Genomic DNA, 14,181 nt, shown 5'->3' with positions numbered 1-14,181 from the left:
GCTTTTTCATGGTTGCCGTTCGGCTTCGTGCGTGCCCTTCCCGGGCTGAAGCCCGGGCTACGGAGCTCGTAGGTTGGCGCCGAGCGCAGCGAGGCCCAACGCAGAGGCGCCAGGCATCACACCAGCCCCGTCACCTGCAGCAGGTACACGGTGGCCACCGCGCCGATGATGCACACGGCAGCCCCGCCCAGGGCCTGCCAGTAGAAGGAGCGTGCGAGCACGTCCTCGCCATGGCTGGAGAGCAGGAAAGGCCGCGACTCGCCCGGCTTGCGCAGGTGGTTGACCGCGGGCGCGGCGCTGGTGGAGCGGTGGCGGTCCTCGGCCTCCAGTTGGGCGGCGAGGCGCACGCGGTTCCACTCGGCCTCGTCCAGCTGGCCATCGCCGTTGCTGTCGAAGCGCCGCAGCAGGCCGCTGAAGTCGCTCTTCCATTCACGGATCACCGCGCCCTGGGCTGCCGTGCCATCGAAGCCCTGGTGGCCGGCACCGGCGGTGTGGAAATCACCGATGGCATAGAGCGGGCCGCCGAGGTGCAGGCGCTCCTCGGTGTAACGGTATTCGCCGCCCCCCAGCAGCATGCCGAGGAAACCGGGCTGCGCCGCGACATTGCGCGGGTGGCGCTGGTTGCCCTTCCACACCTCGCGGGTGGAGGGGCGCACTTCGGCGCCGCGCGGGTCGATCAGGCAATCGCCGGTGCCATCGCCCAGTTGCAGCCACTGGTCGCTGGTGCCGCTCTCGATCACCCGCCAGCTCTTGTTCTTGCCGCTCTCCTGGTACTCCTCGATACGGAAGCGCCACCACAGGCAGGGCTTGCCGGTGAGCGGCGCCTGCAGCTGGCCGAGGGTGGATTCCTGGAGAACGCCATAGAGCTCGACATAGCCCTGGGCGGCGGAGCGGATCTTCGAGGTCGGCGTATCCAGCAGGAAGCGCGCCTCGGACAGGCGCTTGAGGCACCACCAGCCGCCGCCGAAGAAGGCGCCGAGGCTGAAGGCCAGGCTCATCGCGAGCCCGGCGGCATCGCCACTGACCATCAGTTGAACAGCGACTTGAGGTCGACGTCGGCCTTCTCGGCCTCGCTGAACACCAGCAGCTCGGCGGGCTTGAAGCCGAACAGGCGGGCCAGCAGCACATCCGGGAACTGCTCGATGCGCACGTTGTTGAGGTTGACCGCTTCGTTGTACAGCTCGCGCCGGTCGGCGATGCCGTTCTCCAGGCCGCTGATGCGCTGCTGGAGGAACTGGAAGCTTTCGTTGGCCTTGAGCTGGGGGTAGTTCTCCGCCAGGGCAAAAAGCTGGCCCAGGCCGGCACGCAGGCCGCTCTCGGCCTGGCCCAGGGCGCCGACGTCGCCACGCTCGCGGGCGCTGGCCACGGCGTTGCGCGCGGCGATGACGTTTTCCAGGGTGGTGCGTTCGTGCTGCATGTACTGCTTGCAGGTCTCCACCAGCTTGGGCAGCTCGTCATGGCGCTGCTTGAGCAGCACCTCGATGTTCGACCAGGCCTTGGTCACGCCGTGCTTGAGGCGCACCAAGGCGTTATAGAGGGTCACCGCGTAGGCGGCGACCAGCAGGGCAGCAACGATCAGGGCGACACTGGTCAGGGACATGCGAGCAACTCCTTGGCTTCGGTGGAACAAGACTGCTGGCATTCTAACGTCAGCCCGGCTGGCGCATAGAGACCACGGGCACATCCCGCATCCAGGGGACGCTGCATCGGGCCTTTTCAAAAATGCAAATCTTTCGCATTATGTCGCGGTTTCTCGGGCGCAATTGCGCCACGTCCCCCACAACACGCAAAGGAATTCGCCATGAGTCGTATGCCCCTGGCTACTGCCAGCCTGCTTGCCATTGCCATCACTCTCGCCGGTTGCGGCGACGACAAGGACAAGGCCGCCGCACCGCAAGCCGCCGCTCCAGCAGCCGCCAGCAGCACGCCTGCCGCGACCGTAGCGAAAGTCGACGAAGCCGCCGCCAAGGCCGTGGTCAACCACTACGCCGACCTGGCCCTGGCCGTGTTCAGCGATGCTCACAGCACCGCCGTGAACCTGCAGAAAGCCGTCGACGCCTTCATCGCCAAGCCTGGCGACGACACCCTGAAAGCCGCCCGCGAAGCCTGGCTGGCCGCGCGCACCCCGTACATGCAGAGCGAAGTCTTCCGCTTCGGCAACGCCGTTGTCGACGATTGGGAAGGCGGCCTCAACGCCTGGCCGCTGGACGAAGGCCTGATCGACTACGTCGCCAAGGACTACCAGCATGCGCTGGGCAACCCGGGCGCCACCGCCAACATCATCGCCAACAAGGAAATCCAGGTCGGCGAAGACAAGATCGACGTCACCGAGATCACCGGTGAGAAGCTCTCCAGCCTGAACGAGCTGGGCGGTTCCGAAGCCAACGTCGCCACCGGCTACCACGCCATCGAATTCCTCCTCTGGGGCCAGGACCTGAACGGCACCGGCCCGGGCGCCGGCAACCGCCCGGCTACCGACTACGCCCAGGGCAAGGACTGCACCGGCGGCAACTGCGACCGCCGCGCCGCCTACCTGAAGGCCGCCACCGACCTGCTGGTCAGCGACCTGGACTACATGGTCGGCCAGTGGAAAGCCGGCGTTGCCGACAACTACCGCGCCAAGCTGGAAGCCGAACCGGCCGAATCCGGCCTGCGCAAGATGCTCTTCGGCATGGGCAGCCTGTCCCTGGGCGAACTGGCCGGCGAGCGCATGAAGGTCGCGCTGGAAGCCAACTCCCCTGAAGACGAGCACGACTGCTTCAGCGACAACACCCACAATTCGCACTTCTACAACGGCAAGGGCATCCGCAACGTCTACCTGGGCGAGTACAAGAAGGTCGACGGCACCACCCTGACCGGCCCGAGCCTGTCGTCCCTGGTCGCCAAGACCGACGCCGCGACCGACACCACCCTGAAGGCCGACCTGGAAGCCACCGAGGCCAAGCTGCAGGTCCTGGTGGACAGCGCCAACAAGGGCGTGCACTTCGACCAGCTGATCGCCCCGGACAACGCCGAAGGCAACCAGATCGTCCGTGACGCCATCGCCGCCCTGGTCAAGCAGACCGGTGCCATCGAGCAAGCCGCTGGCAAGCTGGGCATCAGCGACCTGAAACCGGACAACGCCGATCACGAATTCTGATCGACCCGGTAACAAGCGAAGCGGATGCGGCGCAACGCCGCATCCGCTTTTTTGTGGGCGCTCGTCAGCCCGCGAAAGAGCAGCGCAGGGCCGCTCCCCATGCGGGCCCCAGCTTCTTCCCCGGGCCTTTTGACGCACCCGCCCGAGCAGCGGATCGCCCTCATGGGCAAACGCAAATCCCTCTTATTTAATGATCCTTCGCCTGCTAACATTGCCCGCCTGTTTTCAGCCGACCGGACCCCGCCAATGCCCGCTTCATCGGCCTTGCGCCGCGCATTTCCCCTGCTGCTAGTACTTGGCCTGGGCGCTTGCGACGACGCGCCACGCTTCACCCAGGCAGAGCCGGGTGAGCACCTTTCCGGCGGCGCCACCACGGTCGACCAGAGTGACCGCAACGCCTTCTCGCTGCCCTCGGCCAACCTGCCGCCGAGCCGGCGCCTGGACTTCAGCGTCGGCAACAGCTTCTTCCGCAATCCCTGGGTGATCGCGCCCTCCTCCACCACCGCCCGTGATGGCCTGGGCCCGCTGTTCAACACCAACGCCTGCCAGAACTGCCACATCAAGGACGGCCGCGGCCATCCGCCCGAGCCGGGCGCGATCAATGCCGTGTCCATGCTGGTGCGCCTGTCCATCCCGGCCGAAGCCAAGGCCGAGCACCAGCGCACCCTGGAGCGCCTGGGCGTGGTGCCCGAACCGGTGTACGGCGGCCAGCTGCAGGACGTGGCCATCCCCGGCGTCGCCCCGGAAGGCAAGGTGCGCATGCGCTATGAGACGGTGCCGGTGACCCTCGCCGACGGCACCCGTGTGGAGCTGCAGAAGCCGACCCTGGAAATCACCCAGCTCGGCTACGGCCCCATGCACCCGCAGACCATGTTCTCCGCCCGCGTCGCCCCGCCGATGATCGGCCTGGGCCTGCTGGAGGCCATTCCCGAAGCCGCCATCCTCGCCAACGTGGGCGTCTCGAAGGACAAGCCCGCCGGCATCGTCGGCCGCGCCAACCAGGTCTGGGATGACGCCGCCGGCAAGACCGTGCTCGGCCGCTTCGGCTGGAAGGCCGGCCAGCCCAGCCTCAACCAGCAGAACGCCCACGCCTTCTCCGGCGACATGGGCCTGACCACCAGCCTGCTGCCCCGCGACGACTGCATGCCCGCCCAGGTCGACTGCCTGGCCGCGGTCAACGGCGGCGTGCCCGAGGTCAGCGACAACATCCTGCGCCTGGTGCTGTTCTATGCCCGCAACCTCGCCGTGCCCGCACGGCGCCAGGTGAACGACCCGCAGGTGCTCGACGGCAAAGGGCTGTTCCACCAGGCCGGCTGCCAGGGCTGCCACGTACCAAGCTTCACCACCGGCAGCGATGCCGCCGAGCCGGAGCTTGCCAACCAGGTGATCCGCCCCTACAGCGACCTGCTGCTGCACGACATGGGCGAGGGGCTGGCCGACGGCCGTCCCGAGTTCCAGGCAAGCGGCCGCGACTGGCGCACCGCGCCCCTCTGGGGCATCGGCCTGACCGAAGCGGTCAATGGCCACACCCGTTTCCTTCACGATGGGCGCGCCCGCAACCTGCTCGAGGCCATCCTCTGGCACGGCGGCGAGGCCGAGACGGCGAAACAGACCGTCATGCGCTATGACGCTGGACAGCGAGCCGCGCTGCTGGCATTCCTGAATTCCCTTTAAGGAGCCCTGCATGTTCAGACCCAAACTGCTCTTCACCAGCCTCGCCGCCCTGGCTCTCGGCGCCTGCGCCCCACAGGACCCGCAAGCCCAGGCCACCGCTGCGCTGGCCAAGCAGGTGATCCTGCCCACCTACAGCCGCTGGGTGGAAGCCGACCGCGCCCTGGCCGCCAGCGCCCTGGCGTTCTGCTCCGGCAAGGAAGAGCTGGACAAGGCCCGCGCCGATTTCCTCGTGGCACAGAAGGCCTGGGCCGAGCTGCAGCCGCTGATGGTCGGTCCGCTGGCCGAAGGCAACCGCGCCTGGCAGGTGCAGTTCTGGCCGGACAAGAAGAACCTGGTGGGTCGCCAGGTCGAGCAGCTGGTCAAGGCCAAGCCCGACATCGACGCCGCCGGCCTGGCCAAGTCCAGCGTCGTGGTGCAGGGCCTCTCGGCCTACGAATACATCCTCTTCGACAGCAACCTGGACCTGGCCGACCAGGAACAGAAGGCCCGCTACTGCCCGCTGCTGGAAGCCATCGGCCAGCGCCAGCAGAGCCTCGCCGAGGAAATCCTCGCCTCCTGGAACAGCAAGGACGGCATGCTCGAGCAACTGAGCAAGTTCCCCAACCAGCGCTACGCGGACTCCCACGAGGCCGTCTCCGAGCTGCTGCGGGTCCAGGTCACCGCCCTGGACACCCTGAAGAAGAAGCTCGGCACGCCCATGGGCCGCCAGACCAAGAGCCAGCCGCAGCCCTACCAGGCCGATGGCTGGCGCAGCGACACCTCCCTGGCCAGCCTGGGCGCCAGCCTGCTCAGCGCCGAGCAGCTGTGGCAGGGCGCCGACGGCAAGGGCATCCGCAGCCTGCTGGGCGATGACCAGAAGGCCCTGGCGGAGAAGATCGACGCCGCCTATGCCGACGCCCGCGCCAAGCTCGAAGCCCTGGACCCGCCGCTGAGCAAACTGCTGCAGAGCGAGGAAGGCCTCAAGCAACTGAACGTCTTCTACGACAGCCTCGACGTGGTGCACCGCCTGCACTCCAACGAGCTGGCCCGCGTCCTCAACGTGCAACTCGGCTTCAACGCCAACGATGGTGACTGATATGTTCCGCCGCCAGGTACTCGCCCTCGGCAGCCTGCTGCTCGGCGCCGTGACGCTCGGCGGCTGGACCCTGAGCCGCAAAGGCCGCGACCCGCTGCTGCTCTCCGCCCGTGACGATGCCGACGGCGGCCACTACGCCGTCGGCTACCGCCTCGACGGCACCCAGGTGTTCGCCACCCGCGTGGCCCAGCGCTGCCACGACATCGTCGAGCACCCCAGCGAAGCGGTGGCCCTGTTCGTCGCCCGCCGCCCGGGCACCGAGAGCTACCTGATCGACCTCACCGACGGCAGCCTGCTGCAGACGGTGAAGTCCCTGCCCAACCGCCACTTCTACGGGCACGGCGTGTTCCACAGGAGCGGCGAGTGGCTCTACACCACCGACAACGACACCAGCGACCCGGGCCGCGGCCTGCTCGGCGTCTATGCCTACGCCGACCGCCGGCTGGTCCACCAGGGCGAGCTGTCCACCCACGGCCTGGGCCCGCACCAGGTGTCCTGGATGCCCGACGGCGAGACCTTCGTGGTCGCCAACGGCGGCATCCGCACCGAGGCCGAGAGCCGCGTGGAAATGAACCTCCACGCCATGGAGCCGAGCCTGGTGCTGATGCGCCGCGACGGCAGCCTGATCTCCCGCGAGACCCTGCCCCAGCAGATGAACAGCGTGCGCCACCTGGCCATCGCCGCCGACGGCACCCTAGTCGCCGGCCAGCAGTACATGGGCGACGCCAGCGACCACGCCGATCTGCTGGCGATCAAGCGCCCGGGCCAACCCTTCCAGCCCTTCCCCCTGGCGGACGAGCAGCGTCTGTCGATGGCCCAGTACACCGCCAGCGTCGCCATCCACGACGAGCTGCGCCTGGTGGCCCTGACCGCCCCGCGCGGCAATCGCTTCTTCATCTGGGACCTGGACAGCGGCGCCGTGCGCCTGGACGCGCCCCTGCCCGACTGCGCCGGCGTCGGCGCGGTGAAGGACGGCTTCGTGGTCACCTCCGGCCAAGGCCGCTGCCGCCTCTACGACTGCCGCAAGGCCGAGATCGCCGCCGCTCCACTGCAACTCCCCGCCGGACTCTGGGACAACCACCTGCACCTGGCCTGACCCCTGCATTTCGTCGCCGCGGCCTAAACGAATGGTCGCGGCGGCCGACCTATACTCCATCTGCAACCCATCCCTCCCACGTCCCCGAGGCGTAATCCCATGTCCCTGCAAACTTCCCTGCGAGGCCAGCTACTCGCGTTGTTGGGCGGCAGCCTGCTGCTGATCCTGGTCATAGCCTTGACCTGCTTCAACTTTCTATCTGGAGGGATCCAGTCCTACCGCAACCTGGTAGGCGGAACGCTGGAGGCGTCGAGCCTCGTCGACAGCGCCAACGTCGAATTCAAGGGCCAGGTGCAGGAATGGAAGAACGTCCTCCTGCGCGGCAAGGATTCGGCTGCCCTGTCCAAGTACTGGGGCCAGTTCGAGGACCAGGAGCGCAAGGTGCAGGACATCCTCGGCAAGCTGGTCAGCGAGGCCCGCGAGCAGGGCGACTCCAGCCTGCAGAGCCAGGTGGAGCGCCTGCGCAATGAGCACCAGAGCCTGGGCGCTGCCTACCGCAAGGGCCGCGAAGCCTTCCTCGCCGCCGGCGCCGACCCGAGTGCAGGCGACAAGGCCGTGCAGGGCATCGACCGCGCCACCAGCGAGCAGATGACGGCCCTGGTCACCCAGCTGCATGACCGCGGCACCCAGCAGTCCGCCGAAATCAGTGCCAGCGCCGCCAGCACCGTGACCACCGGCCTGGTGGTGATGCTGGTGTCCAGCGTGCTGATCGGCCTGCTGGCGATCTGGCTGATCAACCGCCGCCTGATCGACCCGATCCGCAACCTGATCGACCACATCGCCCGCCTCAGCCAGGGCAACTTCGGCGAGCGCGTCGACACCAGCCGCCGCGATGAGCTGGGGCGCCTGGCCAATTCGGCCAACGTTCTCCGCGACTTCCTCGCCGACACCTTCAACCGCCTGAAGCACAGCACCGCCGAACTGGACAGCGCCAGCGGCGAGCTCAACGCCATCGCCACGCTGATGGCAGGCGGCACCCGCGAGCAGTTCTCGCGCACCGACCAGGTGGCCACGGCGATGCACGAGATGTCCGCCACCGCCCAGGAAGTGGCGCGCCACGCCGCCGACGCCGCCCGCGCCGCCGACGATGCCGACAGTTCCGCCCAGCAGGGCGAGCGGGTGATGCAGGCGACCATCCAGAGCATCACCGGCATGCGCGGCGAGATCGACTCCACGGCCGACGTGATCCGCCGCCTGGAGAACGACAGCGGCCGCATCAGCAAGGTGCTGGAAGTGATCCGTGGCATCGCCGAGCAGACCAACCTGCTGGCGCTCAACGCCGCCATCGAAGCGGCCCGCGCCGGCGAGCAGGGCCGTGGTTTCGCCGTGGTCGCCGACGAGGTACGTACCCTCGCCCAGCGCACCGCCGAATCCACCGCCGAGATCCACCAGATCATCGACACGGTGCAGACCGGCGCGGTGAACGCGGTGCGCGCCATCGAGAACGGCCAGAACCGCAGCGAGCAGAGCGTCACCCAGGTCACCGAGGCCGGCGCCATGCTGCAGCGCATCACCGGTGCGGTGGAAGCCATCCGCGACATGAACCGGCAGATCGCCACGGCGGCCGAGGAGCAGACCTCGGTGGCCGAGGACATCTCGCGCAACCTCACCGAAATCACCGCCATCGCCGTCACCAACAACGAAAATGTGCAACGCACCGAGGCGGCCAGTACCCGCCTGCACGAGCTCTCCGGCGAGCTCAACGGGGTCACCCGCCGCTTCAGCGCCTGACGCGTTTCCCGGCACAGGGATGTGCCTTGCCCCGCCCCGGCCGGTAGCACCTGCCGCGCCAGCGCCCTGACCGGGTTGCACCCTGCGCCCACCGCCCAGCCGCCCCTGGCGTCCAGCGTGCTTTTCCACAGCAAACCGCACGGGCCCCCGGCGGCCGTTTCCAGCTGGCTGAAATGAGGCGATCCGTGGCGATCTCCGGCGATCTGCAAGCGCCCAAATGGGCATCGTGCCAGCATGTAAACTTTTGCAATTCCGCGCCTTTGACTTGCCCCCGCCAGTGGTACTAAGGTGCACCCCTCGCCTATTCCCAGGCCTCAATCTGCCTTGCCAAGGAACCGGAATATGTTGCTCCGCCGCATGCTCATCATGCTCGGCGTGGTCATCCTCGTGGTGGCTGCGCTCGCCGCTTATAAAGTCTTCTCCATCAAACAGCAGATCGCCATGTTCACGGCGCCGAAACCGGCCATCAGCGTCTCGGCGGCCAAGGCCGTGGAGCAACCCTGGCAGGAACGCCTTCCGGCCATCGGCTCGCTCAAGGCCTTCCAGGGCGTCGACCTGACCGTAGAAGTCGGTGGCACCGTGCAGGACGTGCTGTTCCTCTCCGGCGAGAAGGTCACCCTGGGCCAGCCGCTGATCCAGATGGACAGCGACGTGGAGAAGGCCAGCCTGGCCACCGCCGAGGCGACCCTGGCCCTGGCCCGCGTGGAGTTCGAGCGCGGCCGCAGCCTGGTGAACCGGCAGAACATCTCCAAGAGCGAGTTCGACCGCCTGTCCTCGGAGCTGCAGAAATCCACCGCCAGCGTTGCCCAACTGAAGGCCATGCTGGCGAAGAAGCGCATCGTCGCGCCCTTCTCCGGCACCATCGGCATCCGCCAGGTGGACGTGGGTGACTTTCTCTCCTCCGGCACCACCATCGCCACCCTGCAGGATCTCGGCACCCTGTTCGTCGACTTCTACCTGCCCGAGCAAGCGGTGCCCAAGCTCGCCATCGACCAGCGCGTGCGCATCAACGTGGCCGCCTACCCGGGCGAGTTCTTCGAAGGCACGGTCGCGGCGATCAACCCCAAGGTCGAGGACAGCACCCGCAACCTGCAGGTCCGCGCCATGCTGCAGAACCCCGACAACAAGCTGCTGCCGGGCATGTTCGCCAACCTCGAAGTGCTGCTGCCGGGCGACACCGCGCGCATCGTCGTGCCGGAAACCGCCATCACCTACACCCTCTACGGCAACTCGGTCTACGTGATCGACGCCAAGAAGGGCGAGGACGGCCAGGTGCAGAAGGACGACAAGGGCGAGCCGATGCTGGTGGTCGAGCGCCGCTTCGTCGAGACCGGAGCGCGCCGCGACGGCAAGGTCGTGGTGCTCAAGGGTCTCAAGCCCGAGGAGCAGGTGGTGACCGCCGGCCAGCTGAAGCTGGACAACGGTTCCCATGTCGCCATCGCCGATGACCAGGCCCTGCAGCCGCAAACGGACAAACAAGCCAGCGCCGGGCAATAAGGCCCGACGCCAAGGAATACCGATATGGCTTTTACAGATCCCTTCATCCGTCGCCCGGTACTGGCGACCGTGGTCAGCCTGCTGATCGTGCTGCTGGGCTTCCAGGCCTTCAGCAAGCTGGTGATCCGCCAGTACCCGCAGATGGAAAACGCCCTGATCACGGTGACCACCGCCTACCCCGGTGCCAACGCCGAGACCATCCAGGGCTACATCACCCAGCCCCTGCAGCAGAGCCTGGCCAGTGCCGAAGGCATCGACTACATGACGTCGTCGAGCCAGCAGAACCTGTCGATCATCTCGATCTACGCGCGCATCGGCTCGAACTCCGATCGTCTCTTCACCGAACTGCTGGCCAAGGCCAACGAGGTGAAGAACCAGCTGCCGCAGGATGCCGAGGACCCGGTGCTGTCCAAGGAAGCGGCCGACGCTTCGGCGCTGATGTACATCAGCTTCTACAGCGACGAGCTGTCCAACCCGCAGATCACCGACTACCTGTCGCGGGTGATCCAGCCCAAGCTGGCCACCCTGCCGGGCATGGCGGAAGCGGAAATCCTCGGCAACCAGGTCTTCGCCATGCGCCTGTGGCTGGACCCGGTGCGGATGGCCGCCTATGGCGTCACCGCCGGCGACGTCAGCGATGCCGTGCGCAAGTACAACTTCCTCTCGGCCGCCGGCCAGGTGAAGGGCGAGTACGTGGTGACCAGCATCAACGCCACCACCGACCTCAAGTCCCCCGAAGCCTTCGCCGCCATCCCGGTGAAGACCCAGGGCGACAGCCGCGTGCTGGTGCGTGATATCGCCCGGGTCGAGATGGGCGCCGAGAACTACGACTCCATCAGCTCCTTCGATGGCATCCCCTCGGTCTATATCGGCATCAAGGGCACCCCCAGCGCCAACCCGCTGGATGTGATCAAGCACGTGCGCGAGATCATGCCGGAGCTGGAATCCCAGCTGCCGCCGAACCTCAAGGTCTCCATCGCCTACGACGCCACGCGCTTCATCCAGGCGTCCATCGACGAGGTGGTGAAGACCCTGGGCGAGGCGGTGCTGATCGTCATCGTGGTCGTGTTCCTGTTCCTCGGCGCCTTCCGCTCGGTGCTGATCCCGGTGATCACCATCCCGCTGTCGATGATCGGCGTGCTGTTCTTCATGCAGCTGATGGGCTACTCGATCAACCTGCTGACGCTGCTGGCGATGGTGCTCGCCATCGGCCTGGTGGTGGACGACGCCATCGTGGTGGTGGAGAACATCCACCGGCATATCGAGGAGGGCAAGACCCCCTTCGATGCCGCCATCGAGGGCGCCCGCGAGATCGCCGTGCCGGTCATTTCCATGACCATCACCCTGGCGGCGGTGTACGCCCCCATCGGCTTCCTCGACGGCCTCACCGGTGCGCTGTTCCGCGAGTTCGCCCTGACCCTGGCGGGTGCGGTGATCATCTCCGGCGTGGTCGCCCTGACCCTGTCGCCGATGATGTGCTCCAAGCTGCTGCGCCACGAGGAGAACCCGAGCGGCCTGGCCCACAAGCTGGACATGATCTTCGAGCGCCTCAAGCGTCGCTACCAGAGCGCCCTGCACGGCACCCTCAACACCCGCCCGGTGGTGGTGGTGTTCGCGGTGATCGTCATGGCGCTGATCCCGATCCTGCTGATGATGACCAAGAGCGAACTGGCCCCCGACGAGGACCAGGGCATCGTGTTCCTCATGGCCAAGGCACCGCAGCCGACCAACCTGAACTACCTGAACGCCTACACCGACGAGTTCGTGGACATCTTCAAGTCCTTCCCCGAGTACTACTCGTCGTTCCAGATCAACGGCTTCGACGGTGTGCAAGCGGGTATCGGCGGCTTCCTGCTCAAGCCCTGGGATGAGCGCGAACGCACCCAGATGGAGCTGCTGCACGAGGTCCAGGGCAAGCTGGACCGCATCCCGGGCCTGCAGATCTTCGGCTTCAACCTGCCGTCGCTGCCGGGTACCGGTGAAGGCCTGCCCTTCCAGTTCGTGATCAACACGCCCAACGACTACGAGTCACTGCTGCAGGTGACCGAGCGCATCAAGCAGCGCGCGGAAGCCTCGGGCAAGTTCGCCTTCCTCAACGTCGACCTGGCCTTCGACAAGCCGGAAGTGGTGGTGGATATCGACCGGGAGAAGGCCGCGCAGATGGGCGTCTCCATGGAGGACCTCGGCTCCACCCTGGCGCTGCTGCTGGGTGAAGGCGAGATCAACCGCTTCACCATCGACGGTCGCAGCTACAAGGTGATCGCCCAGGTGGAGCGCGCCTACCGCGACAACCCGGACTGGCTGAACAACTACTACGTGAAGAGTGAAAGCGGCGCCATGGTGCCCCTGTCCACGCTGATCTCGGTCCACGACACCGCGCGGCCGACCAAGCTCAAGCAGTTCCAGCAGCTGAACTCGGCGATCATCGAGGGCTTCCCGGTGGTGAGCATGGGTGATGCGGTGGAGACGGTGACACAGATCGCCCGTGAGGAAGCCCCGCGCGGCTTCGCCTTCGACTACGCCGGCGCCTCGCGCCAGTACGTGCAGGAAGGCAGTGCGCTCTACGTGACCTTCGGCCTCGCCCTGGCGATCATCTTCCTGGTGCTGGCGGCGCAGTTCGAGAGCTTCCGCGACCCGCTGGTGATCCTGGTGACGGTGCCGCTGTCGATCTGCGGCGCGCTGATCCCGCTGTTCCTGGGCATCTCCAGCATGAACATCTACACCCAGGTGGGCCTGGTGACGCTGATCGGCCTGATCAGCAAGCACGGCATCCTGATCGTGGAGTTCGCCAACCAGCTGCGCCGCGACAAGGGCCTGAGCGCCAGGGAGGCCGTGGAAGAAGCCGCGTCCATCCGCCTGCGCCCGGTGCTGATGACCACCGCGGCGATGGTGTTCGGCATGGTGCCGCTGATTCTCGCCAGCGGCGCGGGCGCGGTGAGCCGCTTCGACATCGGCATGGTGATCGCCACCGGCATGTCCATCGGCACGCTGTTCACCCTGTTCGTGCTGCCCTGCGTCTATACCCTGCTGGCCAAGCCGGACCCACGGCCCGCCACCCAGCCGGAGGCAGAGCCCGCCACCAGCCATTGAGCCACGCTGAACGAAGAAGGCCCCGCAGATGCGGGGCCTTTTTCATTCAAGGGCCGTCAAAGGCGGTGCAACGCCTCCACGCGGCCGCCGAAGGCGAGCTCGTAGGCGGCCAGCAGGCAGGCCCAGTCATCCTCGCGAATGGCCGAATGACGCTTGATCTGGCCGACGTCGTTGAAGGCCGCCCGGGCGTGGGCGAAGCGACGGCGGCTCTTCTCCAGGTCGAGCAGGGCGATCTCCACCGATGCAGGGTCGCTGCCTTCCCCGAGGCGGATGAACACATGCTTGGGATAGAGGCAGCCATGCTGCCAGCCACCCCGGTGCAGCCGCGCCAGCACCTCGGCCACCTGCCCGAGTACTCGCTCGCGCTCCGCCAGGGTCTCGGGCCGCCCTTCCACCGAGGCGTACCAGCGCTCGAAGTCGATGAAGCCGTCCAGCGCCTCGGTGACCAGCAGTGCTTGCCAGCCGGCCTCGCCGCCACGCCGGGCGCCACAGAAGACCAGCCGTGGCACCCTCACACCGAGGCGCTCGAACGCGCGGATGGCGTCCCGTTCACGGAGCACCGTCGGGCGCCCGAAGGGGTGCAGCAGGCTGCGATACAGGTGGCCGCACTGGCGCTTGCTATACAGCACGGCGCCGTCCTCGCGGCGCACCCGCTCCACCCCGCTTTCGCCCCCCCGCCTCAGGTTCGGTGCCTCGACCCACTCGCCACGCCAGTCCCAGAAATGGTCGAACTGGTGGTTCGTGTCACTCGTCAATGCCATCACACCTGCCGTCATCGGTCGCTCCTTCGTTATCGCCTGGTAGGTTCCGCCATCTCGTAGAGACCGAGACCGTCCAAACGGACGAATGACTCCCACCCTTTTTTGTGTCGCCTGCGGT

Annotated in this window: 10 protein-coding genes and 1 pseudogene; 8 read left to right on the top strand and 3 right to left on the bottom strand. The window is 67.0% G+C overall.

Annotated features, from left to right (window positions below; genetic code table 11):
* Window positions 1-116 precede the first annotated feature (116 nt).
* Entirely contained in the window at window positions 117-1,028 is a 912-nt protein-coding gene (locus PSm6_RS16525) for a GIDE domain-containing protein (RefSeq protein WP_265167775.1), read from the bottom strand.
* Entirely contained in the window at window positions 1,028-1,600 is a 573-nt protein-coding gene (locus PSm6_RS16520; RefSeq protein ID WP_043241229.1) for a LemA family protein, read from the bottom strand. The genes PSm6_RS16525 and PSm6_RS16520 overlap by 1 nt, the downstream gene beginning before the upstream one ends.
* 201 nt (window positions 1,601-1,801) lie before the next feature.
* Between PSm6_RS16520 and PSm6_RS16515 the strand changes: the two genes are divergently transcribed.
* From PSm6_RS16515 to PSm6_RS16485, 8 genes and pseudogenes are all read left to right on the top strand, one after another.
* Window positions 1,802-3,139 carry an imelysin family protein gene (locus PSm6_RS16515; protein ID WP_265167774.1) on the top strand — a complete coding sequence of 446 codons (1,338 nt, stop codon included), beginning with the start codon at window positions 1,802-1,804 and terminating at the stop codon, window positions 3,137-3,139.
* A 246-nt stretch (window positions 3,140-3,385) separates the two neighbouring features.
* A complete protein-coding gene (locus PSm6_RS16510) occupies window positions 3,386-4,813 on the top strand; it encodes a di-heme oxidoreductase family protein (protein ID WP_043241236.1) in 1,428 nt (475 codons plus the stop codon).
* A gap of 10 nt (window positions 4,814-4,823) precedes the next feature.
* Window positions 4,824-5,888 (top strand): imelysin family protein, encoded by a 1,065-nt coding sequence (locus PSm6_RS16505; protein ID WP_043241239.1) that lies wholly within the window; start codon window positions 4,824-4,826, stop codon window positions 5,886-5,888.
* A 1-nt stretch (window position 5,889) separates the two neighbouring features.
* Window positions 5,890-6,984 (top strand): DUF1513 domain-containing protein, encoded by a 1,095-nt coding sequence (locus PSm6_RS16500; RefSeq protein ID WP_043241242.1) that lies wholly within the window; start codon window positions 5,890-5,892, stop codon window positions 6,982-6,984.
* Between the two features lie 99 nt (window positions 6,985-7,083).
* Window positions 7,084-7,782 (top strand): annotated as a pseudogene (locus PSm6_RS30525) (methyl-accepting chemotaxis protein); the annotation flags it as partial.
* 165 nt (window positions 7,783-7,947) lie between these two features.
* A complete protein-coding gene (locus PSm6_RS30520; RefSeq protein WP_371877132.1) occupies window positions 7,948-8,715 on the top strand; it encodes a methyl-accepting chemotaxis protein in 768 nt (255 codons plus the stop codon).
* Between the two features lie 342 nt (window positions 8,716-9,057).
* Window positions 9,058-10,212 carry an efflux RND transporter periplasmic adaptor subunit gene (locus PSm6_RS16490; protein WP_043241246.1) on the top strand — a complete coding sequence of 385 codons (1,155 nt, stop codon included), beginning with the start codon at window positions 9,058-9,060 and terminating at the stop codon, window positions 10,210-10,212.
* A gap of 24 nt (window positions 10,213-10,236) precedes the next feature.
* The gene (locus PSm6_RS16485) at window positions 10,237-13,302 is read left to right on the top strand and encodes a multidrug efflux RND transporter permease subunit (RefSeq protein ID WP_043241249.1); all 3,066 of its coding nucleotides are present in this window, start codon (window positions 10,237-10,239) and stop codon (window positions 13,300-13,302) included.
* Between the two features lie 56 nt (window positions 13,303-13,358).
* Here PSm6_RS16485 and PSm6_RS16480 read toward each other — a convergent pair whose 3' ends face one another.
* The gene (locus PSm6_RS16480) at window positions 13,359-14,063 is read right to left on the bottom strand and encodes a lipopolysaccharide kinase InaA family protein (protein ID WP_031287189.1); all 705 of its coding nucleotides are present in this window, start codon (window positions 14,061-14,063) and stop codon (window positions 13,359-13,361) included.
* Window positions 14,064-14,181 lie beyond the last annotated feature (118 nt).

Origin of the sequence: Pseudomonas solani (genome assembly GCF_026072635.1) — a bacterium.
GTDB classification, from domain to species: domain Bacteria; phylum Pseudomonadota; class Gammaproteobacteria; order Pseudomonadales; family Pseudomonadaceae; genus Metapseudomonas; species Metapseudomonas solani.
The sequence above is the reverse complement of the archived record's forward strand: the minus strand, read 5'-3'. Positions and strand labels throughout refer to the sequence as shown.

What these genes read in the sequence shown, in the direction of transcription:
- PSm6_RS16525 (WP_265167775.1), bottom strand. Translation starts at nt 1,028, where the DNA reads ATGGTCAGTGGCGATGCCGCCGGGCTCGCGATGAGCCTGGCCTTCAGC.
- PSm6_RS16520 (WP_043241229.1), bottom strand. Translation starts at nt 1,600, where the DNA reads ATGTCCCTGACCAGTGTCGCCCTGATCGTTGCTGCCCTGCTGGTCGCC.
- PSm6_RS16515 (WP_265167774.1), top strand. Translation starts at nt 1,802, where the DNA reads ATGAGTCGTATGCCCCTGGCTACTGCCAGCCTGCTTGCCATTGCCATC.
- PSm6_RS16510 (WP_043241236.1), top strand. Translation starts at nt 3,386, where the DNA reads ATGCCCGCTTCATCGGCCTTGCGCCGCGCATTTCCCCTGCTGCTAGTA.
- PSm6_RS16505 (WP_043241239.1), top strand. Translation starts at nt 4,824, where the DNA reads ATGTTCAGACCCAAACTGCTCTTCACCAGCCTCGCCGCCCTGGCTCTC.
- PSm6_RS16500 (WP_043241242.1), top strand. Translation starts at nt 5,890, where the DNA reads ATGTTCCGCCGCCAGGTACTCGCCCTCGGCAGCCTGCTGCTCGGCGCC.
- PSm6_RS30520 (WP_371877132.1), top strand. Translation starts at nt 7,948, where the DNA reads ATGGCAGGCGGCACCCGCGAGCAGTTCTCGCGCACCGACCAGGTGGCC.
- PSm6_RS16490 (WP_043241246.1), top strand. Translation starts at nt 9,058, where the DNA reads ATGTTGCTCCGCCGCATGCTCATCATGCTCGGCGTGGTCATCCTCGTG.
- PSm6_RS16485 (WP_043241249.1), top strand. Translation starts at nt 10,237, where the DNA reads ATGGCTTTTACAGATCCCTTCATCCGTCGCCCGGTACTGGCGACCGTG.
- PSm6_RS16480 (WP_031287189.1), bottom strand. Translation starts at nt 14,063, where the DNA reads ATGGCATTGACGAGTGACACGAACCACCAGTTCGACCATTTCTGGGAC.